The organism is Burkholderia sp. DN3021 (genome assembly GCF_049805555.1).
GTDB lineage: Bacteria > Pseudomonadota > Gammaproteobacteria > Burkholderiales > Burkholderiaceae > Burkholderia > Burkholderia pyrrocinia_C.
Genome location: NZ_JBNCAB010000017.1, coordinates 63487 through 87065, shown reverse-complemented (window position 1 = coordinate 87065; position 23579 = coordinate 63487). Strand labels below are relative to the sequence as shown.

18 protein-coding genes and 1 pseudogene are annotated in these 23579 nt (G+C 67.0%); 9 read left to right on the top strand and 10 right to left on the bottom strand.

The genetic code is table 11. The features are described from left to right. Positions 1-81: 81 nt before the first annotated feature. The 6 genes from ACPUER_RS11485 to ACPUER_RS11460 all read right to left on the bottom strand — a co-directional run bounded on the left by ACPUER_RS11485 (position 82) and on the right by ACPUER_RS11460 (position 9671). The gene (locus ACPUER_RS11485; protein ID WP_425131116.1) at positions 82-780 is read right to left on the bottom strand and encodes a PqiC family protein; all 699 of its coding nucleotides are present in this window, start codon (positions 778-780) and stop codon (positions 82-84) included. Beyond that, positions 777-2372 (bottom strand): intermembrane transport protein PqiB, encoded by a 1596-nt coding sequence (locus ACPUER_RS11480; RefSeq protein ID WP_425131115.1) that lies wholly within the window; start codon positions 2370-2372, stop codon positions 777-779. The genes ACPUER_RS11485 and ACPUER_RS11480 overlap by 4 nt, the downstream gene beginning before the upstream one ends. Before the next feature lie 39 nt (positions 2373-2411). Continuing rightward, complete coding sequence (locus ACPUER_RS11475) at positions 2412-3746, bottom strand: paraquat-inducible protein A (protein ID WP_425131114.1); 1335 nt, start codon at positions 3744-3746, stop codon at positions 2412-2414. A 128-nt stretch (positions 3747-3874) separates the two neighbouring features. Beyond that, positions 3875-5341 carry an efflux transporter outer membrane subunit gene (locus ACPUER_RS11470; protein ID WP_425131113.1) on the bottom strand — a complete coding sequence of 489 codons (1467 nt, stop codon included), beginning with the start codon at positions 5339-5341 and terminating at the stop codon, positions 3875-3877. Continuing rightward, the gene (locus ACPUER_RS11465) at positions 5341-8508 is read right to left on the bottom strand and encodes an efflux RND transporter permease subunit (protein ID WP_425131112.1); all 3168 of its coding nucleotides are present in this window, start codon (positions 8506-8508) and stop codon (positions 5341-5343) included. The genes ACPUER_RS11470 and ACPUER_RS11465 overlap by 1 nt, the downstream gene beginning before the upstream one ends. Beyond that, the gene (locus ACPUER_RS11460; protein WP_425131111.1) at positions 8505-9671 is read right to left on the bottom strand and encodes an efflux RND transporter periplasmic adaptor subunit; all 1167 of its coding nucleotides are present in this window, start codon (positions 9669-9671) and stop codon (positions 8505-8507) included. Before ACPUER_RS11460 ends, ACPUER_RS11465 begins: the two co-directional genes overlap by 4 nt. A 395-nt stretch (positions 9672-10066) precedes the next feature. Between ACPUER_RS11460 and ACPUER_RS11455 the strand changes: the two genes are divergently transcribed. Further along, entirely contained in the window at positions 10067-10795 is a 729-nt protein-coding gene (locus ACPUER_RS11455; RefSeq protein WP_425131130.1) for a TetR/AcrR family transcriptional regulator, read from the top strand. A gap of 300 nt (positions 10796-11095) precedes the next feature. Further along, a pseudogene (locus ACPUER_RS11450) lies at positions 11096-11395 on the top strand (helix-turn-helix domain-containing protein); the annotation flags it as partial. Between the two features lie 241 nt (positions 11396-11636). Here the strand turns inward: ACPUER_RS11450 and ACPUER_RS11445 are convergent. Beyond that, positions 11637-13238: a GMC oxidoreductase gene (locus tag ACPUER_RS11445; protein ID WP_425131110.1), complete on the bottom strand. Its 1602-nt coding sequence runs from the start codon at positions 13236-13238 to the stop codon at positions 11637-11639. Between the two features lie 359 nt (positions 13239-13597). Between ACPUER_RS11445 and ACPUER_RS11440 the strand changes: the two genes are divergently transcribed. The 4 genes from ACPUER_RS11440 (at position 13598) to ACPUER_RS11425 (ending at position 18376) form a co-directional block, all read left to right on the top strand. After that, the gene (locus tag ACPUER_RS11440) at positions 13598-13858 is read left to right on the top strand and encodes a hypothetical protein (RefSeq protein ID WP_175962939.1); all 261 of its coding nucleotides are present in this window, start codon (positions 13598-13600) and stop codon (positions 13856-13858) included. A gap of 857 nt (positions 13859-14715) precedes the next feature. Beyond that, a complete protein-coding gene (locus ACPUER_RS11435) occupies positions 14716-14976 on the top strand; it encodes a hypothetical protein (protein ID WP_175816862.1) in 261 nt (86 codons plus the stop codon). A 629-nt stretch (positions 14977-15605) separates the two neighbouring features. After that, positions 15606-17990 (top strand): molybdopterin cofactor-binding domain-containing protein, encoded by a 2385-nt coding sequence (locus ACPUER_RS11430; protein ID WP_425131109.1) that lies wholly within the window; start codon positions 15606-15608, stop codon positions 17988-17990. Continuing rightward, positions 17918-18376, top strand: coding sequence for a (2Fe-2S)-binding protein (locus tag ACPUER_RS11425; RefSeq protein ID WP_175962941.1), 459 nt, complete (start codon positions 17918-17920; stop codon positions 18374-18376). The genes ACPUER_RS11430 and ACPUER_RS11425 overlap by 73 nt, the downstream gene beginning before the upstream one ends. A gap of 19 nt (positions 18377-18395) precedes the next feature. On the opposite strand, the gene ACPUER_RS11420 is transcribed toward ACPUER_RS11425, so the two are convergent. Continuing rightward, positions 18396-20498 (bottom strand): protein kinase domain-containing protein, encoded by a 2103-nt coding sequence (locus tag ACPUER_RS11420; RefSeq protein ID WP_425131108.1) that lies wholly within the window; start codon positions 20496-20498, stop codon positions 18396-18398. Between the two features lie 387 nt (positions 20499-20885). Here ACPUER_RS11420 and ACPUER_RS11415 point away from each other — a divergent pair, with 387 nt between their 5' ends. Continuing rightward, complete coding sequence (locus tag ACPUER_RS11415) at positions 20886-21104, top strand: hypothetical protein (RefSeq protein ID WP_175962943.1); 219 nt, start codon at positions 20886-20888, stop codon at positions 21102-21104. A 25-nt stretch (positions 21105-21129) separates the two neighbouring features. Here ACPUER_RS11415 and ACPUER_RS11410 read toward each other — a convergent pair whose 3' ends face one another. Together ACPUER_RS11410 and ACPUER_RS11405 are read right to left on the bottom strand one after the other, a co-directional pair. Further along, on the bottom strand, positions 21130-21372 hold the full coding sequence (locus ACPUER_RS11410) for a hypothetical protein (protein ID WP_244137385.1): 243 nt from the start codon (positions 21370-21372) through the stop codon (positions 21130-21132). A 42-nt stretch (positions 21373-21414) separates the two neighbouring features. Beyond that, entirely contained in the window at positions 21415-21960 is a 546-nt protein-coding gene (locus ACPUER_RS11405) for a lecithin retinol acyltransferase family protein (RefSeq protein WP_310136490.1), read from the bottom strand. Positions 21961-22440: 480 nt separating this feature from the next. Here ACPUER_RS11405 and ACPUER_RS11400 point away from each other — a divergent pair, with 480 nt between their 5' ends. Next, entirely contained in the window at positions 22441-22725 is a 285-nt protein-coding gene (locus ACPUER_RS11400; RefSeq protein WP_124617921.1) for a hypothetical protein, read from the top strand. Positions 22726-22807: 82 nt separating this feature from the next. Continuing rightward, positions 22808-23578, top strand: coding sequence for a PP2C family protein-serine/threonine phosphatase (locus ACPUER_RS11395; RefSeq protein ID WP_174913264.1), 771 nt, complete (start codon positions 22808-22810; stop codon positions 23576-23578). The last annotated feature ends 1 nt before the right edge of the window (position 23579 follow it).

Genomic DNA, 23579 nt, shown 5'->3' with positions numbered 1-23579 from the left:
TGACGATGTCGCTTGATCGTGCAAGGGGATCGGCGCGAGGCCGGCCGCCCGACCCGACCGGGTGCGTCTTCGCGGTCCGATTCAATCGACGAGCGGATCCCGCGCGCCGCGCTCGACGGCGGATGGCGCGATCTGTCGGTCGGGTGTTCCCGCGCGGCATCCGGCGGGCGGCGGCGCGTGCGTCGCCGCCGCGCGAATGCCGGCAACGATTCCGAGCGCGAGCGTGTCGAGCGCATGGCGATGCGCGTCGACGAGCGCGTCGTAGCCCGCCGACGCACCGGCCCGAACGATGCTGCGGCACATCAGTGCCGGCTGTCCGGAGCCGGAGTTCACACTCCATGTCACGTCGAGCAGCACGTGCGACGCCGGCCACGATTCGATTCGCTGGACGTCCACCGCGACCCGGTAGACGGGCGTGCCGTCCGGGTAAGCGACACGGTGAACGTCGATCGTGCCCAGCGCGGACGCGACGCGCGTCGACAGCCCGTCGCGTATTTCGTCACCGAGCGGCGCGGCCCAGCGTTCCTGCTCCAGGATGTCGGCCCGCTCGGGGCCACGCTGCACGACGAACCGGCTGCCGTCCGCTGGCGCCACGACGTGCACGGCCTGGATGTCGATCAGCCATGCGGGATGCGTGGTGGGGTCGCCGCCAGCACTGGCCGGCGCCGCCAGGGTATGGAAGCGCACGGGCGGCGACGCGCAGGCGCTCAGCACGGCCAGCGCGATGCACGTCGCGATGCGCGCCGTCATGCGAAGGAGGCGAAACGGGCGCGCGTTCATTGCCGATCTCCCTTCTTGCCGAACAGCAGGGCTTCGGGATGACGTTCCAGATAGTCGGTGAGCGCGTTCAACGACTGGAGCGTATGCGTGAGCGACTGCATCGCGTCATGCACGTCCGACTGCATCGGCGAATCCTGCCGCAACGTCGACTCGGCGGTGTTGAACGTGCGCTGCGCGGCGGCCAGCGTATCGCGCGCCTGCGGCACGACCTGCTCGTCGAGGTGGCCGAACAACTGGCTCGCATGCTCCAGTGCACCGTTCAGACTGTTGCCGATCCGGTCGAACGGAACCTGGTCGAGCTTGCGCGCGATATCGGCGATCTGCACCTGCAGTTCGTCGAGCGTGTTCGGGACGGTCGGAAGCTCGACCGGTGTGCGGTGCACGTTCACGCTCGCGCGCGGTGCCTTCGGGAACATGTCGAGCGCCACGTAGAGCTGGCCAGTCAGCAGGCTGCCGGTGCGCAACTGCCCGCGCAGACCCTGGAGCACCAGGTGTTCGAGCAGTTCATGGCCGCCGGCCGTATCGGGCGCGGGCAGCGCCGTATCGCTGTGCCGACTCAGTCGTGCCGGATACAGCGCCATCGTGACCTTCATGCTGAAACTGCGCGTGTGCTCGTCGTACTCGATGCCGATGTTCGTGACCTGGCCGAGAGCGATGCCTCGAAGATCGACCGGCGCGCCGACCGACAGCCCGCGCAGCGACTGGTCGAAGCGCATCACGACCATCAGCGGCGTGCCGTCGGGGTCGCGCATCGCGTCGGCTTCGTCGGACGCGAGCCGGAACGACGCGTTGTCGGCCGCCTGCGGCGCCTCCGGCTGCCCGGGCGGCGACTGAAACGCGAGACCGCCGACGATCACCGTCGCCAGCGACTGCGTGTTGAGTTTCAGGCCGCTCGAGTCGAGCCGCAGATCCACGCCGCTTGCGTGCCACCAGCGCGTGTTGGTGCCGACGTACTTGTCGTAGGGGGCCTTAACGAACGCCTGTACGTCGACGCCGGTACCGTCCTTGTCGAGCGAGAAACCGACAACCTGACCGACCTGCAGATGCCGGTAGAACACCGGCGAACCGATGTCGATCGATCCGAGCGAGTCGCCATGCAGCAGATAGCTGTGGCCCTGTTGGTCCGCGGTGACGGCGGGCGGCGTCTCGAGACCGGTGAAGTCGGTCTGCTTCTGCTGCGAGCGGCCGAGATCCGCGCCGATGTACGCGCCGGAGAGCAGTGTGCCGAGCCCGGAAATCCCGGTGGCGCCGACGCGCGGCCGCACGACCCAGAAGCGCGTACCGCGGTTCGCGAACCGCGCTGCGTCGCGGGTCAGTTGAATCCCGACGACCACGCGCTTGAAGTCGGGGGTGAGCGTAATGGTCTGGACGGAGCCGATTTCGACATCCTTGTAGCGGACCTTGGTCTTGCCGGCTTCGAGGCCTTCGGCGTTGGCGAACGTGACCGAGATCGTAGGGCCGGTCGCGGCGACGGTCCGGATCACGAGCGACAGCCCGATCAGCGCGCACACGAGCGGCACGATCCAGACGAGCGACGGAATCCAGCGGCTGCGCGGCCGGATCTCGGGTTGAGGTAAATAGAACGGAGGCATCGTTTTGGAATTCGAAATAATCGACGGGCTTGCACCCGTTCAGGACGGACGACGGGCGGACGCGGGGCGCGATGAGCCGTCCCAGATGAGCCGCGGATCGAACTGCATCGACGCGCACATCGTCAGCACGACCACGGCGCCGAACGCGAGCGCGCCGGGGCCGGGTGTGATGTCGGCAAACGTGCCGAAATGCACGAGCGCGATCGTCAGCGCGACGACGAACACGTCCAGCATCGACCAGCGTCCCACGCGCTCGACCAGCCGGTGGAGCCGCGCCCGTTCGAGCGGGCGCCATTGCGCGCCGCGATGCGCGGCCATCGCCTGCAACGCGAGGATCGCGAGCTTGAGCATCGGCACGAGCACGCTGGCGACGAACACGACGACGGCGAGCGCCCAGTCGCCCGACGTCCAGAAGTACGCGACGCCGCCGAGGATCGTGTCGTCCTCGGCGCGGCCGAGCGACGTCGCGTGCATGACGGGCAGCAGGTTCGCCGGGATGTAGAGCAGGGCGGCGGCGGCGACCAGCGCGCCGGTGCGGGCGACGCTGCGCGGGCGCCGCGCGTGCAGCGGCGAACCGCAACGCGTGCAGCGCTGGCCGCGCGCGTGCGCGGGCTGTACGCGCGCGCAGTGGTGACAGGCGATCAATCCCGCGGCACGGGCCGTCATGCCCGGCGATTCGCTGCCGCCGCGTGCCTGGAGCGCGGCGGGTAGCGTCATGCCGGCTCCGGACGGCCTCGGGTGATCTGCGCCGGCCGGCTGCAGCGCGACGAGTTCGTCGCGCGCGTCCCACAGGCCGGCCGGCTCGATCGACGACAGGAAGCCGAGCATCACGGCGAGGCCGGCGAACGCGAACAGCGCGGGCCCGGCGATCACGTGCGCGAGGCTCGTCATCTTGACGATCGTGACCAGCACGCCGAGCATCAGCACTTCCACCATGCTCCACGGCCGCAATCGCTGAACACCGTGCAGGATCGGCGCGAAGCGCCGCGGCACCCGCCCTGCGCGCAACGGCACGAGCAGGTACAGCCATGCGGCCAGCTCCAGCAGCGGGAACAGCATCGTCGTGCAGAACACGAGCGCGGCCACCTCCGGCTGACCGTTCGACCATAGCGCACGCACGGTGTCGCCCAGCGTCGCGTGCGACGCGATGCCGGCCGCATCGAGCGCGACGATCGGAAAGGCCTGCGCGACGCAATACGTCAGTAGCGCGGCGAGCGTCGTTGCGCACATCCGGTCGAGCGTCGCGTGGCCGTGCGCCGCGCCGCTCACGCGAGCGCCGCATCGCGGGCAGTGTGGAACCAGCGCGCGCAGGCGCGGCGGACGCTGAAGCAGCAGATCGCATTCGTGGCAGGCGATCAGGTTGTCGGGTTTCATCGGGAATCCGTCATGCGGCGTAACGGAAGCTCGGCGCGCGCGACACGCCGCGCATCGGGCTTCGGAACTCGGAATTCGCCCGGGGCGGCCCGAAGGCGCGCGACCGGGCGCATCTGGACACGCACCGGCTATTGCCGAGCTGCGATCGTCGTGTGGGTGTCGGGCGGCAGTTCGCCCATGGCCTGCAGCAGCGCGGCCGTGTCCGTCATCCGGCGGCTCGCGGCACGGACCGCCTCCAGTTCCGCGCTCAGATACCGCTGCTCGCTCGCCTGTTGCGCGGACATCGGCACGGCGCCCAGCGTGCGGCGTTGCACCGTCTCGTCGAAAGCCGCGCCCGCCGCGCGCGCCGCGAGTTCGTTCGCCGCCAGCGCTTGCGCATCGTTGTCCAGCGCCGCGAGCGAATCGGCGACGTCGCCGAACGCAGACAGCACCGCCGCCTTGTACTGCAGCACCGCCGCGTCGTACAGATCGCGCGACGCGCGTCGGTGAGCCAGCAGCGCGCCGCCGTGGAACAGCGGCTGCGACAGCCCCGCGCCGACCGCCCACAGCCCGCCCGCGCCCGACAGCAGCGCGGGCCAGCTGAAGCCGCCGCGCCCCATCGTCGCGGTGAGCGACAGGCTCGGGAACAACTGCGCGGTCGCCTCGCCGACGTCCGCCGCCGCGGCCTTCACGGCGGCCTCGGCCGCGCGGATGTCGGGGCGCGCCTTCAGCAGGTCGGACGGCACGGCCACGGGCACGTGTTCCGGCAGCGACAGCCCGGCGAAAGCCGGGATCGGCGGCGGCGCGTCGGGCGTGCGGCCGAGCAGGATCGCGAGCGCGTGAACGGCGCTCGCGCGTTGCTGGCGCAGCGGCGGCAGCGACGCGGCAAGCGACGCGGCGCCTTGCGTCGACGCCAGCGCCTGCACGTGGGACATCGCGCCGAGCGCGTAGCGCTGCTGGTCGTCGAGCGCTGACGCTTCGGCGACTGCGATGAGGCGCTCGGTCAGCATGATCTGGCGGTCGAGCGCCGCTGCGCCGATCGCGGTGCCAACGATGTTGGCCGCCAGCGCGCGCCGAGCCGCTTCGAGTTCGCAACCGCGCACGTCGACACGCGCGGCGCTCGCCGCATTCGCATACCGCGTGGCGCCGAACAGGTCGAAGGTGTAATGCGCCTGCAGCTGTCCGACGAATACGTTGTAGCGCAGGTTTTGCGTGCCGGCGCCGGAGATGTCCGGCGTGCGGGTGCGGGCAACCTGCGCGTTCGCGTCGAGCGACGGCAGGGTCGATGCGCCGATCTGCGCACGCAGTTCCTGCTGCGCGGCGGCGAGCGTTTTCTCCGTCGCGGCGAGCGTCGGGTTCGCGCGCAGGCCTTCGTCGACCAGTGCGTCGAGCGCGCTGGAGCGATACAGGCGCCACCATTGCGGAACGGGTGCGGCGCCGACGTCGAATTGCTGCGCGACGCCCGCCGCTTCGACGGTGCGCGGCGCCTGGGGCGTCGCGCCGTAGTGCGCGGGCGACGGCATCGCGGGCGGCGTGCCGCTCGGTGCCATTGCACAGCCGCTCAAGCCCAGCGCCGCGCTCACGGCAAGCACCGATGTGAGAAGAGGGAATTTCATCAGCATGTCTCCGAGGACGCGACGTTCATTGCGCGCGGCTCGCTCTCGTCGCGGCGCACCTTGAAGCACGTCGCATACAGGGCCGGCAGGAAGAAGATGGTCAGTACCGTCGCGATCGTGATGCCGCCCATCAGCGCGGTTGCCATCGGGCCGAAGAAGCCGGAACGCAACAGCGGGATCAGCGCGAACACGGCGGCGGCGGCGGTCAGCATGATCGGCCGGAAGCGGCGCACGGTCGCGCCGACGATCGCGGCGAAGCGCGGCTGCCCGGCCGCGATGTCCCGGTCGATCTGATCGACCAGGATCACGGAGTTGCGCATGATGATCCCGAACATCGCGATCACGCCGAGCAGCGCGACGAAACCGAACGGCTTGCCGAACAGCAGCAGCGCGGCGACCACGCCGATCAGGCCGAGCGGCGCCGTCAGCACGACGATGAAGGCGCGCGAGAAGCGCTTGAGCTGGATCATCAGCAGCGTCAGCACCGCGATGATCATGAGCGGCATCTGCGCATTGATCGACGTCTGGCCCTTCACGCTCTCCTCGGCCGCACCGCCGATCTCGACCCGGTAACCGGCCGGCAGCGTCGCGCGCACCGTCGCGAGCGCGCTGTCGATGTCGCGCGTCACGCCGATGCTCGGCGCGTCGCCGCGCACGTCGGCCTGCACGGTGACGGTCGGCTGGCGGTCGCGTTCCCAGATCACGCCGTACTCGAGCGTGTCGCGCACGTGGCCGATCGTGCCGAGCGGCACCGGGCCGTGCGGCGTCGGGATCGCCAGGCCGGCGAGCTTCGACGGGTCGATGCGTTCGCTCTTCGGCGCGCGCAGGTCGACGTCGATCAGCTTGTCGCGCTCGCGATACTGCGTAACCGTGTAGCCGGACAGCGTCATCGCGAGAAAACCCGACACGTCTTCCGACGTCACGCCGAGCTGGCGTGCCTTGAGCTGGTCGATCTCGAACGAGACCGACCGCTCGGCCGGTTCGTCCCAGTCGAACTGCACGTTGCGCGTGCGGGCGTCGGCGCGGACCTTGTCCGCCACTTTCTCGGCGATGCCGCGCACGGTCGCGATGTCGTCGCCGCTGACGCGGAACTTGATCGGGAAGCCGACGGGCGGCCCGTTTTCGAGCCGTGCGACGCGCGTGCGCACGGTCGGGAAGCGGCTTGCGAGCGTCGCTTCGAGCCAGTGCGACAGCCGATCGCGCGTCTCGACGTCCTTGGCCGTGATCACGAATTGCGCGAAGTTCGGCTGCTGAAGCTGCTGGTCGAGCGGCAGGTAGAAACGCGGCGCACCGGTGCCGACGAAGTCGACGACATGATCGATTTCAGGCCGACCGTCGAGCGCCTTTTCGAGCCGCTTCGCCTCGCGCAGCGTCGCGTCGAACGACGCGCCTTCCGGCAAGCGCATGTCGACGAGCAGTTCGGGCCGCTCGGAATTCGGGAAGAACTGCTGCGGCACGCGCGTGAATGCGACCATCGCGATCGCGAACAGCACGGCCGTCACGCCGAGCACGACCCAGCGGCGCTCGATGCAGGCCGAGATCCACCCGGACAGCCGGCGGTAGAAGCCCGTGTCGTACACTTCGTCGCCATGCGCGTGACCGTCGCGATGCGCGTGCTCGGGCAGCATGTGGTAGCCGAGCAGCGGCACCAGCACGACGGCCGCGAACCACGACACGATCAGCGAGATCGCCGATACCTCGAAGATCGAGCGCGTGTATTCGCCGGTGCTGGATTTCGCGAGCGCGATCGGCAGGAAGCCCGACACGGTGACGAGCGTGCCCGTCAGCATCGGGAACGCCGTGCTCGTGTACGCGAATGCGGCGGCGCTCGCCCGGCTCCCCCCCTGCTCGAGCTTCACCGCCATCATCTCGACCGCGATGATCGCATCGTCCACCAGCAGCCCGAGCGCGAGTACGAGCGTGCCGAGCGACACCTTGTCGAGGCCGATGCCGAACGCGTGCATGCACAGTGCCGTCACGGCGAGCACGATCGGAATCGTGATGACTACGACCATCCCGGTGCGCAGGCCGAGCGACACGAGGCTGACGACGAGCACGATCGCGACGGCTTCTCCGACCGCTTCGACGAAGTCGTCCACCGAGTGCTTCACGGCATGCGGCATGCTGGACACCGCAGCCAGCTTCAGACCGGCCGGCAAGCCGGCCTGCAGCTCGGCTGCCTTCGCATCGAGCGCCTTGCCGAGATCGATCACGTCACCGCCTTTTTGCATCGTGACGCCGATGCCGAGCACCGCGTGACCGTTCGTCCGCATCTGCGTGGCCGGCGGATCGTCGTAGCCGCGCGTGACCTTCGCGACGTCGCCGAGCCGGAACGTCCGGCCGTTCACTGTGATCAGCATGTCGGCGAGCGCCTGCGTGTCCTTGAACGCGCCGCTCGGGCGCACGAATACGCGATCGTCCGCCGTCATGATCGTGCCGACCGGCGCGACCGCGTTTTGTGCATCGATCGCCTGCGCGAGCTGCTGCGGCGTGATCGCGAGCCGCGTCAGCTGCGCGTTCGAGATCTCGACGAACACGTGCTGGGCGGGGTCGCCGAAGTAGTCGACCTTCGCGACACCCGGCACGCGCAACAGCACGGTGCGCAGCTTGTCCGCGTAATCGTGCAGTTGCGCGGGCGAGTAGCCGTCGCCTTCGAGCGCGTAGATGTTGGTATAGACGTCACCGAATTCGTCGTTGAAGAACGGGCCGGCGATTCCCTTCGGCAGCGTCGCCCGGATGTCGCCGACCTTCTTGCGCACCTGATACCAGGTCTCCGGCACCTGGTCGACCGGCGCCGAATCCTTCATCGCGAAGAAGATCATCGACTCGCCGGGCCGCGAATAGCTCTTGATGTTGTCGACGTACGGCGCTGCCTGGAGCTGGCGGCCGATCCGGTCGGTGACCTGTTCCTGCACCTCGCGCGCCGTGGCGCCGGGCCAGTAGGTCTGGATCACCATGGTGCGGAACGTGAACGGCGGATCCTCCGATTGAGCGAGTCGCGTATAGCCGATCACGCCGAAGATCGTCGCGAGGCCGATCAGGAAGATCACCAGTTGCTGATGCTTCAGCGCCCATGCGGAGAGGTTGAAACGGCCGCCGTCGTGCGATGCCGCGCCGGTTCCTGCGAGCGTGCCGTCGGTCGACGGCCGGTGTTCCGGAGCATTCATGACGCGAAGTCCTCCGCATGCAGCGGCGGCACGACGCGCACGTGCTGGCCGGCGCTGACCGTATGAACGCCTTGCATCACGACACGTTCGTCGTCCGCGAGACCCGACGTGACGGTGATCGTGCGTTCGTCGTAGCGTCCGACCGACACCGGGCGCAGCTCCAGCGTGTCGCTGCCCTTGCGGACGACCCATACGGCCGGCGCGTCGCCGCGATGAAAGAGCGCGGTGGCCGGGAGCGTGACCGCGTGGTCCGCGGCGGTGTCGGCGGCGCCGTCGAACGTGATGCTGGCGGTCATCCCGGAGCGCACGTCCGGCCCCGGCGCGAGCAGCGTCAGCTTCACGCGCCAGGTGCGGCTCTGCGAATCGGCAGCCGCCGCGACTTCGCGCACACGTGCGTCGAGCACCTTGCCGGGCAGTGCCGTCAGGCTGACGTGCGCGGTGCGGCCGACCGCGAGATCGCGCAGGTCCCGCTCCGCGACGTCGCAGACGATGTCGAGGTCGCCGCTCCAGTCCAGATGAAACACCGCCTGGCCGGGCTGCACGTTCTGCCCGGTATCGGCATCCTCCGACGTGATGACGCCATCGTGATCCGCGACCAGCGTCGCGTAGCGCAGTTGATCACTCGCGAGCGCCATTTGCGCGAGTGAGGAATCGCGTTGCGCGACCGCCGATGCATACGCGTCCTGCGTCGTCTCGAGCTGCGCGGGTGCGATCAGGTTGGCCTGAGCCTGGGCGCGGTCGCGATCCAGCTGCTGCTTCGCATAGGCAACGCGATGCTCGGCGGCATCGAGCTGGGCGCGCGCGTTCAGCAGCGTGTTGTGCAGATCCGCCGGATCGAGCATCGCGACGGTCTGGCCGGCCTTGACGGTGTCGCCGATCCGCACGCGCCGCTCGACGATCTTGCCGCCGACCCGAAACGACAGCGGCGTCGAATATCGCGCCTGAACCTGCGCGGGCAGCACGCGTTGCATCGCGCCGTCGGCCGCATGAACGGCCAGCGCGACCACCGGTTGCGGCTCGGGCGCAGCGGCCTCGTGCGAGTGGCAGGCCGTGAGGAGAATCGCACAGCACGCGAACGCGATCGGGGCTCGCCGCACCGGCGGTGCGATGCGTGTCAGAAACGGGCGCGTTGATGTCCGCGCGTCAAGACCGGGTGATTTCACGATGTTTCCAAGACAAGTGAGGGTCAAACTAAAAAGGGTTCGGCGACCACGGCGGGTCGCCCCGGTTCATGCAGGCGCGCGCGAGCGTCTCCGCGACGGTGCGCCTCACGATCAATCAGCACTCCGATGTTCGTGGTGCAGACCATTCCGCTTGCCGACATGGCGCGTTCGCGCCCTGCGATGGCCGTACGTGCGCCGACGCGGCCGTCCGCACGTCGCCGACACTCGTCGGCGGGAGTCGGCGGGAGTCGGCGGGAGTCGGACACAGTGTCCGGACCGGAACCGGTTCTGCGATTTTCGAGATTAGACTCATAACTGATAACATTGTCAAGTATGAGCCAATAATCTAGAATTGCGCCATGCAGAAGAATCTTTCGGACAACCGAGGCGCGCTCATGGACGACACACCGGCCCGGCGCGGCAGCGCGAACGCGTCAGTGGCCGAAGCGGAACAGCGTCAGCCGCGCGGCGCACGGCGCAAGCAGGTGACGCGTATGCGCCTGCTACAGGCGGCGTTCAGCCTGATGGCGGAAAAGGGCAGGGACAACGTGGCGATCAGCGAGATCACCGAGGCGGCGGATGTGGGGTTCGGCTCGTTTTACTACCACTTCGAATCGAAGGACGGCATCTTCGACGCGCTGACGGAGTGGGTGTTCGACGATTTCGCGGACGGGCTCGAGCGGCTGGCGAGCGGATTGTCGGATCCGGCCGAGGTCGTTTCCGTCTGCGTGCGTCACACGCTGATGCGCGCGCGCCGCGAGCGGCTCTGGGGACGGTTCCTGATGCGGGAGGGCTTTTCGGCGCGCGCGCTCGACCACGGGCTGGGCCAGCGTTTGCGGCGCGACAGCGAGCGCGGAATCGCAGCACGCCGCTTCGTGGTCGGCGATCCGTTCATGAGTGTGCTCGCGATGACGGGCACGATCCTCGCGGCGATCGCGGCCGAGTCCTACGCGGCCGACGCGGCCGCGGGCGGCGCCGCGAAGCGGGCCGGGGACGACAGCCGGCTCCCCGAGCGGGCCGCGGCGGTGGTATTGCAGGCGCTCGGCCTGACGTGCGCCGAAGCACTTGACGTGGCGAACCGACCGTTGCCGCCCGGCGACTTCGCCGCTGCGGAGAGCGATTGACCGGCGGTTGCCGCCGACGCAGGTCCGGCCGATCCATCTAGCAACGAAGCCGATACCACTTTCATGTCCGGTAGTGAGCGCACAGGCAGACTCAACTTAATCCGCAGTCGCGGGATGTCTGTTAAGTATGGAAGTCACAGTATTTGACATAATGAGAGTTATCGAATTCCATGGTCTAAGAGCAAAGTTGTAATGTCGCATCTGAGCAAAGTTGAAATGTCGTAGTTCGAGGGTTTCGGCGCATGCTGGCAGCGGTTCGAACTGCCGGAGCGCATCGTGGGCCAACCTGGACTAATCACCATGAGCATGCGGGAGCTGGATCGTCTGAAGGTCGTGGAAGCCGTGATCGAGCAGCGTCTGATGCCTTGGCGAGCCGCGGAGCGGCTTGGGATCAGTCGACGGCAGATTGAGCGGCTGGTCGCCCGATATCGCGCTGCTGGCCCGGTCGGGCTGATTTCGCAGCGTCGTGGCCATGCGAGCAACCATCAACTGCCCGAGGATTTGGCGCATCGTGCCTTGAGCCTGGTTCGCGAGCGCTACGCCGATTTCGGGCCGACGCTGGCCTGCGAGAAGCTGTGGGAATGGCACAGCATTCGGTTGGTGCTGCCGTTCGCATACGAGATGCCGGTCAACTGGTTTGCCACATCATAGCTGTAGGTGGCCACGATCCCGTTGGGCAAGGTCAACGTCGATCGCCGGCTGGCGGCATCGTACGTGAACGCTACCTGCGCACTACCTTGCGTAATACCGGTAAGGCGATTCGCGTTGAACGGATTCACGAGACAAGAGGTAGCCGCGGCGCCATTCCCCTTGCCTGTCAACCGTCGCCGATCCGGAACACCTACGCTGAACGCTGGCCGAGCAGCACGGCGACATCGCGCTCGGCCAGCGCGGCGATCGTGCGCGACGGATTCAGCCCGAGCGCACGCGGGATCGTCGCACCGTCCATCACGTAGAGCCCGTCGTAACCGAACACCTTTCCGTCCGCGTTCACGACGCCATCCTCGCGCGTGAGTCCCATGTTGCAACCACCGAGCGGATGCGGGGTGATCAGCCGGTGGAAGTCGCTCCATGTCGGCGGGACGAAGGGTTCGCCGCCCGTGGCAATCGAAAGGCGGCGGTGCGCATCGACCATCGCATCGACGACAGCCAGGGATCGCGCGTACGACCAGTCGAGCCGCAATATGCGATGCCATGGCGCAAACCAGCGGCGGCCGAGACGCATGTGCCCGTCCCCCGGATCGATCGCTTGGCCGAACCAGGGCATCATGTTCTCGACCGGGTCATCGCAATCGAAATGGCGCGCGAAGGCGCGCCAGAACGCGTGCATCACCCCACCGTGCGAGCGCTGCAGGTGGCGGCGCACGAAATCATGCGCAAGATTGGGCACGCCGCCGTCCTCCACGAACAGAGGCTGACCATTGTCGTCAGCCCTGTCGAGAAGGTCGATCGCAGCGGAGATGGTGACGCCGTGCGACGGAGAGATCTTCCGGTGACTGTAGAAGGCCGGCGTGACGAAGTCGCCGTTGAAGGCCCAGCCCCAGCCGAGCCTCGGCGATAGATTCGGCAGCGTGCGATGTTCGTCGCGACAGCGGAGCAGCAACTCGGTACTGCCGATCGATCCGGCGCTGACGATCACCCTGGCCGCCGTGGCCGTTCCGGGCATGACACTACCGGCGGCGGGATCGATGACGTCGAAATGCACGCGCCATCCCGCGCCGAGCGGCTCGAGCTTTTGCACAAGGTGCAGCGGAAGGATTTTTGCGCCATGGCGCTCGGCCACGGCCAGATAGTTGAGGTCGAGCGTGTTCTTCGCCGACACCTGGCACCCGATGTCGCAATTGCCGCAATGCACGCACGTGCCTTGCGATACTCCATGCACGTTGACGTGCCTGACAGAATGCCGGTCGTCGCGCGCGCCGGGCAAGGACGGATCGTAGGTCGGCGAGAACGACACGGCGAGCGGCAACTTGCGATACCGATCGCCCCAGCCGCAGGCGTCGGCAGCGTCGCGCAACAAGCGGGTGCGTTCGCTGATCTGATTGTCGGGCACCTCCTGGACCGACAGCATCCAGCCCACGCGCTGGTAGTAAGGCTTGAGTGCCTCGTACGTGATCTCGGGCGGCCAGCCCTGATCGAAGGCGTCGGGCTTGGCCTCGACCGAGACGTTGGCATAGATCAGCGACCCGCCGCCCACGCCCGCGGCAGCCACCACCGACATGCGGGAAAAAAACCGCAGGTCGGCCCAGCCATGGAATCGTTGCGGGTTCTGCTGGTCCCAAAGCCACGGGTCGGTCTCGTCGCGCGGATACGTCTTCGGGGTCCAGCGGCGACCACGCTCCAGGACCAGCACCCTCCATCCCGCCTCCGCAAGGCGGCAGGCCGCCACCGCTCCGCCGAAGCCGCTCCCGACAACGATGACATCGTATTCAATCGCGCTCATGACGACGATCTCCTGACGTAGGTGCGTCACAGTTCCGATGCGAAAAACCTGACGAATCCTCCACGCTCCGAAGGCATCACGATCCCGAACGGGGCTGGCCCGTCAGACCGCTTTCGTGTTGGCTGAAGTGAAACAGCTACCCGGGAAATCGTTTGGACAAACCCGACACCGCCTTTTACCGGTCGTGCTCGACGGGTCCGGCGAAACGTCGTCATCCCGATGAAATTACCTTTGTTTTCATTAGGTTAAGCACCCATCAAGCGCGCATGAGTCGAGCTGGCACGTCCTGTGCATTTGTAGCTGCGAGCGCAACGCAAACGTGCTCTCTTCCAAACCGCAGCAAACCTAGGAGATTTATCATGTCCGCACTGATGATCAACGACCTGTCCCGCGCCCACGAACTCAGCCGCAAGGAAATGGCGGCCGTCAGCGGTGGTAGCGTGTTCCAGAACCTCGGAATCAACAACATCGCCACGGGCAGCGGATTCTCGTTCGCCAGCCCCAATACCATCACGGCCCCGGTGACCCAGGTCGATGCATCGACCCACCTGGATCTCACCAGCGTGACCAACTCGATCAACAACCTTGGCGGTCTGGTGGTCGCGAAGCTGGGCCTGTAAGTTTCGCCCGCCTTCCTCGCAATGGCAGCCGTATCCGATAGCGTCGTACCGAAACGCTCCAGTCCGCCGCGGGGTCGTCCTCGCGGCGTTCAAAAGCCCGCCAGCCGTGTCCGTTGGCGGGCTTCCTTGCATGATAAAAACGCAGCCGGCATGAACAGGCAGATTGGCTGACGACACGTCAGCCGCGCCGCCCTCTCCCATCCGCGGCCGGACTGATCCCGACGCGCTTTCGGCTTCCCTTCCCTGCACATAGATTCGCTCCACGTCGTCGAGGTTGATGACACCGCGGTGCCAGTCAAGGAACTGCGTCGTCGCATCGATGCGCCGTTGGCCATCGGCGCGATATTCCCGATGCGTCCGGCCGCTCTGCAGGTACGCAGAGAATTCAGTTATGCGAAACACATGGCTCCCGATCCTGGCGTCGATTCCGCTTGCGGCCGCCCGTCGGCGCATCGTCGTATCGGCGTTCGCCGGCGGCAAGCGCGTGTCGCTCAACTGCCGGGCGCCGCGCACGATCGCGCGCGCGTGGGCGGCCTTTTCGCGCCGACGCGTCCACCCCGCTGCCGCACATGGATGCCCGCGACGCGAATCGCGAGCGCCACGCCTCGCTTCATGTTGGCCGAGACAGGACAGCCGCCACGGAAATCGTTTGGAAGAATCCGACATCGGCGTGCTTCGATCGTGCTCGGCGGTCCCGGCGAAACGTCGGATGCCAGATGGAATCGCTTTTGTTTTCATGAGGTTAAGCGCTCCTCATGCGCGCATGATTCGACGCTGGCACGCCCTGTGCATTTGTAGCTGCGAGCGCAACGAAACGTGCTCTCTTCCAAACCGCAGCAAACCCAAGGAGATTTACCATGTCCGCACTGATGATCAACGACCTGTCCCGCGCCCACGAACTCAGCCGCAAGGAAATGGCGGCCGTCAGCGGTGGTAGCGTGTTCCAGAACGCCGGTATCAACAACATCGCGACCGGCAGTGGCTTCTCGTTCGCCAGCCCGAATACCATCACGGCTCCGGTGACCCAGGTCGATGCATCGACCCACCAGGATCTCACCAGCGTGACCAACTCGATCAACAACCTTGGCGGTCTGGTGGTCGCGAAGATGGGCCTGTAAGTGTCGCCATGCGGCCTCGCAGTGGTCGCCGTATTCGCTAGCGTGGTACCGAACGACCGAAGTCCTCCAGTCCGCCGCGGGTTTGTCCCGCGGCGTTTCAAGCCCGCCAGGTTCCGTCTCCTGGCGGGCTTCTTTGATCGGGATGACGCGAAACCTCGACGGCAATCGCGCCCGCGCGCAGGCCGGAAGCGATGGCAAAACGCAAGCCGTCGCCTGTCGCGGGGTCGAGATAGCCCGCCGCATCGCCGCACACGATATAGCCCGGTCCCTCAGCCTGTCGCACGCGATGTCAGCGCCTGCACTCGCGCCACCCCGGTCCGCAACGCGTGAACCTCATCGACAAGCATCAACAACCTCCGGTGGGTGGTGCATGCGAAGCGATCGGCACGATGCGCTTCGCGTCCCGGAAGCCACGGACGTCCCTCGGGCTACAGCAGGCCGCGTCTTCAGCGCTTGTTTCAAACGAACATCACTTTCCGGTTCTCGGTTGCCGATATCAGTGACTAATATAGGTGATTGCAGCAGCAATGAAATGTCGGATTGTGTTTGAAACATTGAATTGTCGAGGCACGTGGGCGTGGTTCGCCGAATGCGCCGTGACTCGACCAACACATGTCGGCGGCCACATCATGTTGAAGCGCAGAACCTTCCTGTTGGGCGGTGCGGGAGCGGCGGGCATGCTGGTGGTCGGTTGGGCATGGTGGCGCCCCGACGACCGGCTGGAAATACCCGCGCAGCTGGAGACGTCACGCGTCGATGTGCCGCTGAACGGCTGGGTGATGATCAGTTTGTCTAACGACGTGACGATCGTCATGAGCAAATCCGAAATGGGCCAGGGGATACATACCGGCTCGGCCATGTTGCTGGCGGAGGAGCTCGATGCGGACTGGCCCCGGGTCCGCATCGTCATGTCTCCGCTCGACACGATCTACAAGGACCGTGAATCCCTCGCCGAGGGCCTGCCATTTCGCCCCGACGACGACAGCCTGATCGCTCGCGGCGCGGCGGCATTGGCGCGCCATGGCGCACGCTACCTGGGTTCGATGGTCACCGGAGGATCGACGAGCATGATCGATCTGTGGGGGCCCATGCGCGAGGCGGGCGCCACGGCCCGCGTCATGTTGTGCAGCGCCGCGGCGAAGCTTTGGCAGGTGCCCGTCGCGGAATGCGAGACGAAAGCCGGCGTGGTGCTGCATCGGTCGGGACGCTCTGCGACGTACGGTGAACTTGTCGAGCTCGCGCGGGACGTGCCGCGCCCGCCACATGTCGACCTGAAGGACCCAAGGGCGTTCACGCTGGTCGGGAAACGGCTGGGCCGCATCGAGGCGCACGCGAAGCTCGATGGCAGCGCGCGCTATGGCATCGATGTGCTTCCGGACAAGCTCCTGTATGCGAGCGTCACGATGTGCCCGACACTCGGCGGAAATGCACTGGATTTCGACAAGTCCGGGGTCGCCAGCCTGAAAGGCGTGACCGGCATCTTCAGGATCGAGCCATCCAACGGTGGAACGGGAGGCGTTGCCGTCATTGCCGACAATCCCTTCATCGCGATGCGGACGTTGTGCCAGTTGTCGGTCACATGGGATCACGGGCCGGCTGCCGGCGTGAATAGCGTGGATGTCCGCACGGCGTTGATGCACGCCCTCGACGGCGACGAGGGCCGCCACGTGTTCTACGCCATCGGCGACGTCGATGCGGCGCTGGGCCGCGCGAAGCCGTTCGTCGCGCAGTACGAAGTGCCCTACCTGGCTCACGGGCCGCTGGAACCGATGAATTGCACGGTGCGTGTCGACGACGACGCGGCAACGATCTGGTGCGGCACGCAGGTCCCGATGGTGGCACGCAAGGCGGTCGCCGCGCTGCTGGGCCTGGACGAAGACAAGGTGGTCGTGAATCAGCAATTGATCGGCGGGGCATTCGGCCGGCGGCTCGAGGTCGACTTCATCACGCAGGCGGCCGCCATCGCGCTCCATGCGAAGGGGCGGCCGGTACAGACGATCTGGTCGCGCCCGCAGGATATGACGCACGACTTCTACCGCCCGGCTTGTGTGGCGAGATACAGCGGCGCCATCGATGCAAGCGGCAGGCTGGTCGCCTGGAAGGGCATGTCGGCAAGCCAGTCGATCAGCGCGCAGGCGATGCCTCGCACTTTCGGCATGCCGAGCCTCGCCGCGAAACGGTTGCCCGACGCCACCACGGCGGAAGGCGCGTTCGACCTGCCCTATGAATGCGACAACATGCTCGTCCAGCACACTACGGTGACGCTCCCGGTTCCGGTTGGCTACTGGCGCTCCGTCGGGCACTCGCATCAGGCATTCTTCGTCGAGAGCTTCATCGACGAGATGGCCGCGCTGGCACGGAAAGACCCGATCCAGTTTCGCCTCGACCTGCTCAAGCAGCCGGCGCACCAGCGCCATGCGTCCGTGTTGCGGGCGCTCGTCGCGCTGTCCGGCTGGCGTTCGCCGCTGGCATGGCGTGACAAGACCGGCGCGCGGTGCGCACGCGGCGTGGCGATGCATGAGTCGTTCGGCAGCGTGGTCGCGCAAGTCGCCGAAGTCCGGCAGGAAGGTGACGGCTTTCGCGTGACGCGCGTGGTCTGCGTGATCGACTGCGGGCTGGCTGTGAATCCGAATCTGGTCGAGCAGCAGATGGAAAGCGGGATCATCTTCGGATTGTCGGCCGCGCTCGAGCAGGCGATCACGATCGAGAACGGGCAAGTCGCACAGCGTTATTTCGACAGCTATCCGCTCGTCAACATGGAGACGTGTCCCGAGATCGTCACGCAAGTCGTGGCAGGCGGGACCGAGCCGCACGGCGTCGGCGAAGCGGGCACGCCGCCGATCGCGGCGGCCGTGGCGAATGCGCTGTATTCGCTCACGGGCGTGCGCCATCGCACGCTGCCGTTCGTCAAGCCGATCCCACCCGACCAAGGAGACGACCGATGGTGTCAGTCCGTATCAACGGGGAAACCGCTCATGTCGATTCCGAGCCCGCCACCCCGCTGCTCTGGGTGATTCGCTGCGAACGCAAGCTGACCGGCACGAAGTTCGGCTGTGGCGTCGGGGTCTGCGGTGCATGCACGGTGCTCTTGAACGATCAGGCCGTGCCCGCCTGCCAACTCCCGGTCGGGACGCTGAACGGCGCGCGCATCACGACCGTCGAAGGGCTGGACAGCGTGGAAGCGCGCGCACTGAAGGACGCGTGGATTGCCGTCGACGTCGTGCAATGCGGCTATTGCCAGAGCGCACAGCTGATCGCCGCCACGGCCCTGCTCATGCGATGCCCTCGCCCCGACGACAATCAGATCAACGAGGCCATGAAGAACATCGCATGCCGGTGCGGCACGTTTCCGCGCATCCGCAAGGCCATTCACAAGGCGGCGGAATCTCTAGGCCGCTGATACGCGCGAGCCCGCTCGCTCAGCTGCCGTTGGCACGCGTCGTGATCTGGACGAAATCGGCGGCAATGCGCCCCTCGCCATATTTGGCCTCGAACAGCTTCAATTGCCGCTCGATCGCCGCGAGATAGGCGGCACGCGGCTCGGATGGCGGGCGCATCCCGTCGAACAGCGGCGCGGGCGTGACGAGGAGCACGATCATCTCGGTCCCGAAAGGCTTGCCGATCACCCACTCGCCCATGCTGCCGATCGTCGCGGCGTAATTCGGCGGCGCCTGGTTGTCGCGTTCGCGGTTGCTTGGCACGAGATGCACGACGCTCCCGTTCAGCACGTAGTAATCGACGTTCACATACGAGTCGTAACCTGGTGTCGTGATGTCGATGACCAGCGGGTTGCCTTCCGCGAGATGCGCATCAGGCGCGCGCGTGCGGATCGACGCGGCGTGTGACGCTGCCCGATTCGATCGCCAGTACGGGGCAAGCGCGCTCACGATCTCGCAATTGTGGGCATCGACCGGGCGCACGTCGAGATTGGCCGTCTGCCCGCCCGCCATGCCGCTGAGCGCGGTTCGCACGCGTCCGATACCGACACCGGCTTCCGTGTAACCGCGCACCTGCAGCACGTGATCCTGCACCGACGCGTCCAGCGCCGAACACGGGATGCGCGACAGCGCAGCCGTCACCGAGGCCAGCGAGATCGCCGGTGGCGGTGCCGGCGGCGGCACGCTGGCGGCAGCGGGCACGGCGTTCGCGACGGCCGCGGGTGCGCTGCCGGCCTCGGCGCCTGCCGTCGCACCACCTCCGCCACCGGCAAACGCGTGCACGACCGTGTCCGCGGCGGGGCGCTTTTCGCCGCTGCGCGAAAGCGCCTGGTAGCCGTACCAGAGCACGGCGATCGCCGCCACCGTGCAAGCGCCCACGGTCACCCCTGTTCGTACGCCCGACGCCCGCGTCGGGCGACTGAACACGCCCATGCCTTCCAGGAAAAGATTGACGCTGGGCGTGCGCGTCGCGCGGTCGAACGACAACGCGGCGCTCAAGGTTCGCCATTGCGTGCGATCCAGACCGGGATGGCGCGCGGGCCGCAAGTGGTCGTGACGCGCCTGGGTAGCCGACAGCCGGTTGAACGGATGGCGTCCGGTCAGCAATTCGTAGGTGACACAGGCGAGCGCGTAGACGTCGTCGCGCGGATCCGGCTCGAGATGCTCGAACATCTCCGGGCTCGCGTAGGCCGGCGTGATGCCGCCAAGGCTCGCCGGATCGAACACGGTCACGTCGGGATCCTCGTCGCGCCGCTGGAACGCGCGTGCGATCCCGAAGTCGATCACCTTCACTTCGCCGCGGTCGGTGAGAAACACATTGGCGGGCTTGAAATCGCAGTGGACGAAGCCGCGTTCATGCGCGTAGGCCAACGCCTGGCCCATGCCGGCGATGATCGGCAACGCGGCATCGAGCGGCATGCCCTTGAAGTCCGGCGCACGCAGCACCTTGCTGAGCGGCCGGCCTGACAGATACTCCATCGTGAGGTAGACGAGCGGACCGTCGCGATCGAAGTCGTAGACGGTGACGATATTGCGATGGGCGAGCGTCTGCGCCTTGCGGGCTTCACGCTGAAGCGCGATCAGCGACGTCGGCTGGCCGCGAAACTGCACATTGAGCACCTTGATCGCGATGTGCGGCTTGCGATCCGAGGCCTCCAGCTTGCGCAGGTCGAGCGCCTTGTACACGGTACCCATCCCGCCGACGCCCAGGCACTCCTCCAGCACGAAGCGCCCGTTCAGCGTATCGCCGATGCCTTTCACGCATTCGCCGTCGACCGGCATCGCGCCGCCCGACGGCCCGGACGGTGGGGCTGGCCGCGCCTCCGGCCGAAGCGGGCTCTCCTGGATCCGGGTTGCATCGCCCGCGGATGCCGTCCTGTCATGACATCGCTCGATGCGCTTCAGCACTTCCGCATAGATATCGTCCGACAGCGGCTGCGTGGTTTGCGTCTGGTCGAGTACTTCGCGCAGACGTGCGCAATCGACCTGATCGATCGCCAGCACCCGGTCGATCTCCGAGAAGAACGCGTCCTGCGACAGCGCCCCGCTCTGGAATGTCTGAATCAGCTGCGCAAAGCTCATCATTCGTATGCCGTCTACTCAGCTTCAGCTTGCCGACCCGCTTCGGCGCCTCGCGGCGCCGCCAGGGCAAGGACTATCCACGACGTACCCATGCGGCGCGACGTATCGGTGATGCACCGGACACCGTCGAACACGCGGTCGCCGCCACGCCATCGTCAGACGAATTCGACCGCGCGACGCACCGTCCGCCGGCCTTCTGACAGGATGTCTAACAAATCATACTAGTCCGCGGTAACGCCCTGTGCAATCGGTGCCGGAACTAGCATTTCCAGGCCGCGCGGCCGTGCGGCGGAACCTATACTGGACAGATCCCGGGTACGTCGGCACATCGCATGATGCTGCGTGGCTGCCCGCTTCACGCTTCTCCCATCCGATTTCGCGGAGCCAACCATGGGCGTGCTCGTCATCAACGATCTTCCCGAAAGCGTCGACCTCGACAAGCAGGCGATGGCCGCCATCGCGGGTGGCGCGAAGGTACGTGCGCATCAGACGATGCTCGCGCCGCAACCGTTCCCGTATCTGCACACTGACGCACGCAATGCCGCGTCGGCGCGTGCACCGGTGGCCGACGCAACGGCGTCGCCGGCGCGTCCGACGCTGTTGCGTTGACGGACGCACCACGCCGCGTGCCCGCTCAGGCCGCTCGCACCGTCATCGCTGGCCGCCGGTCGGCCGGCGGGAACACCCACCATGAGCCGTCGTCGTGACGAAAGAAGAAGATCGCGATCGTGCCAGCCGGATGCACGGCCTCGACGCAGACAAAGCGCCGCCGTTGCGCAGGCATGCGGCTGAAGCGCACGATGCGCGCCGGCACGCGCGCGCTCGGCGCGAGCCACTTGTCGACCTGCATGCGCAGTGATGATGTGATCCCGTTCATTTGAGCCCCCTCGTGGCGATGTCGAACGCGCCGGGACGTCGCTCATGCGGCGGCGATGGCGACCGTGGTGCACCGTCCGCCCGCACGCCGCGCCACGAGCAGCACGCGGCAGACGGACAGCGCGAACCGGAACGCCGTCCGCGGATGCATGACGCACGTGCGAACCTGCTCGCTGTAGCCCGTGCCTTCCAGGCACCACGTGCAGAAGTGCTCGCAATTGTTCGTCAGCAGGCGATAGCGGTTTTCGCCGAGACGGGAACGTGCGCGCAGCACCGCGGTGCGCCCCGCATAGGCCGCGTACGGATGCGGCACGACGCGAACCGCATGACCGGCGGCGAAGCGTTCGAGCGTGACTTCCTCGATCGGGCCGCGATGCAGCGACGTGCAAAGCCCCGCGTAGTGGACGACGCGCCCGTCGCCGACGTAGATGCCGTGATGGCTGTAACCGGCACGATCGGAAACCAGGTGTGCGCCAGGCAGCAGTGCGTCGACGCGGCCGGGCAGCGAAGCCGCGTGCGCGATTGCATCCGCAGCGCCGACAGCCGTGCGGGACGCAGCGCTGTTCACTGGTTGGAGATCGCGTTCCATGACTGGCTCCGTCTGCTGGTTGGCGGCCGCCCGTGTTGCGCAAGGGTTAGCCGGTTGCCAACTAACCTGCATCAAGCGTGCCAATCAGCCGGAGCCCGTCGCGCGAAGCTCGACGGGACATGCGCGGCGAGCCGGTTGCCGCGCTGTCGCCGCGCGGCCAACCATTTGCCGGGGATTTCGTTGGTGTGACAGCACCAGTCGGCGCGCCGGACAGCCGTTTGCGTCTGCCGGGGCATGTGTCGGGTTCGCGGCCACGTTCGTGCGCGCAACTGTTGGCTTGCGTACAACCATTGCAGGACACGGGCGCGACGCACTAGCATGCAAGCATCGCGTGTCGATGACGCCTTGCCTTGCCGCGTGCGGCGCTCACCGGATCGACGCACGCGCCCGGGCAACGCACGCGGGTTGTGTCACGCATGGCACGAGGTTTGCACGTATCGGTTACCCGGTCCGTCGGCAGGCCCCATTCGGAGAATCGTCATGACCACGCTCGCAATTACCGACCTTCACATGCAGCACGACATCGACCGCAAGACGATGTCGTTCATCCGCGGCGCGGGCGCGCCGTGGGTATTCGGCTGGATCCAGCCCTACGCGCCGCCGGCGCCGGCGTTCGGGCCCGTCGTGAACCTCTATCAGACGTACAACACGTTCTACGCGAATCAGGTCCTCAACCAGATTCAGAACGTCGACGTCACGAACTCGGCGCCCGGCGCGAACATTGCGGTCGGGGTGGGTGCGGACGGCAGGAACCGGCTCGTCTAGCGTCTTCACGCCAACCGCCAATGCATGTTCGCAAGCCCGTTACCGGCATGAACAGGCACTGGACGAAAGGGAATGGCGCGCCGTGAGCGCAGAACTGCAATGGACTTCGGCGTCACGCAGTGACGTGGGCCTGGTTCGCGAGATCAACGAGGACGATTGCCTCGCGTTGCCGCACCGCGGCCTGTGGGCCGTCGCGGACGGAATGGGCGGACATTCGGCCGGCGACCTCGCGAGCCGGATGATCGTGCAGGCGCTGGAACGGCTGGCCACCCCGGCCACGCTGGCGGACTTCATCGAGGCGGCGCGCACCGCGCTCGATGCGGTCAACCTGCACTTGCGCGCATCGGCCGCCGAGCGCGGCGTACGCTTGATCGGCAGCACGGTGGCGGTGCTGTTGGCGAGCGGCCGTCAGTGCGGCTGGCTGTGGGCCGGGGACAGCCGGATCTACCTGTACCGCGACGCACACCTGACGCAGCTCACGCTCGACCACAGCCACGTCGCGGAACTGCAGGCCCAGGGCCACCTGAGCGCGCAGCAGGCGCGCCATCACCCGTCGCAGCATCTGATCACGCGCGCCGTCGGCGCCGCCGAGCAGTTGCATCTCGACGAACGACGCATCGACGTGTGCGACGGTGACATGTTTCTGTTGTGCAGCGACGGCCTGAGCAACGAGATGGACGAAGCCGACATCTCGGCCGCCCTCGCCTGCGGCGATTGCGCACGCGCAACGGACATGCTCGTCGACCTCGCGTTGCGCGAGGGCGGCCGGGACAACATCACCGCCGTCGTGATCCGCGCCGACGATCCCGATGCGTCGGACCGGACGCTCGCCAATCCTGCCGTGCAACGCTGAA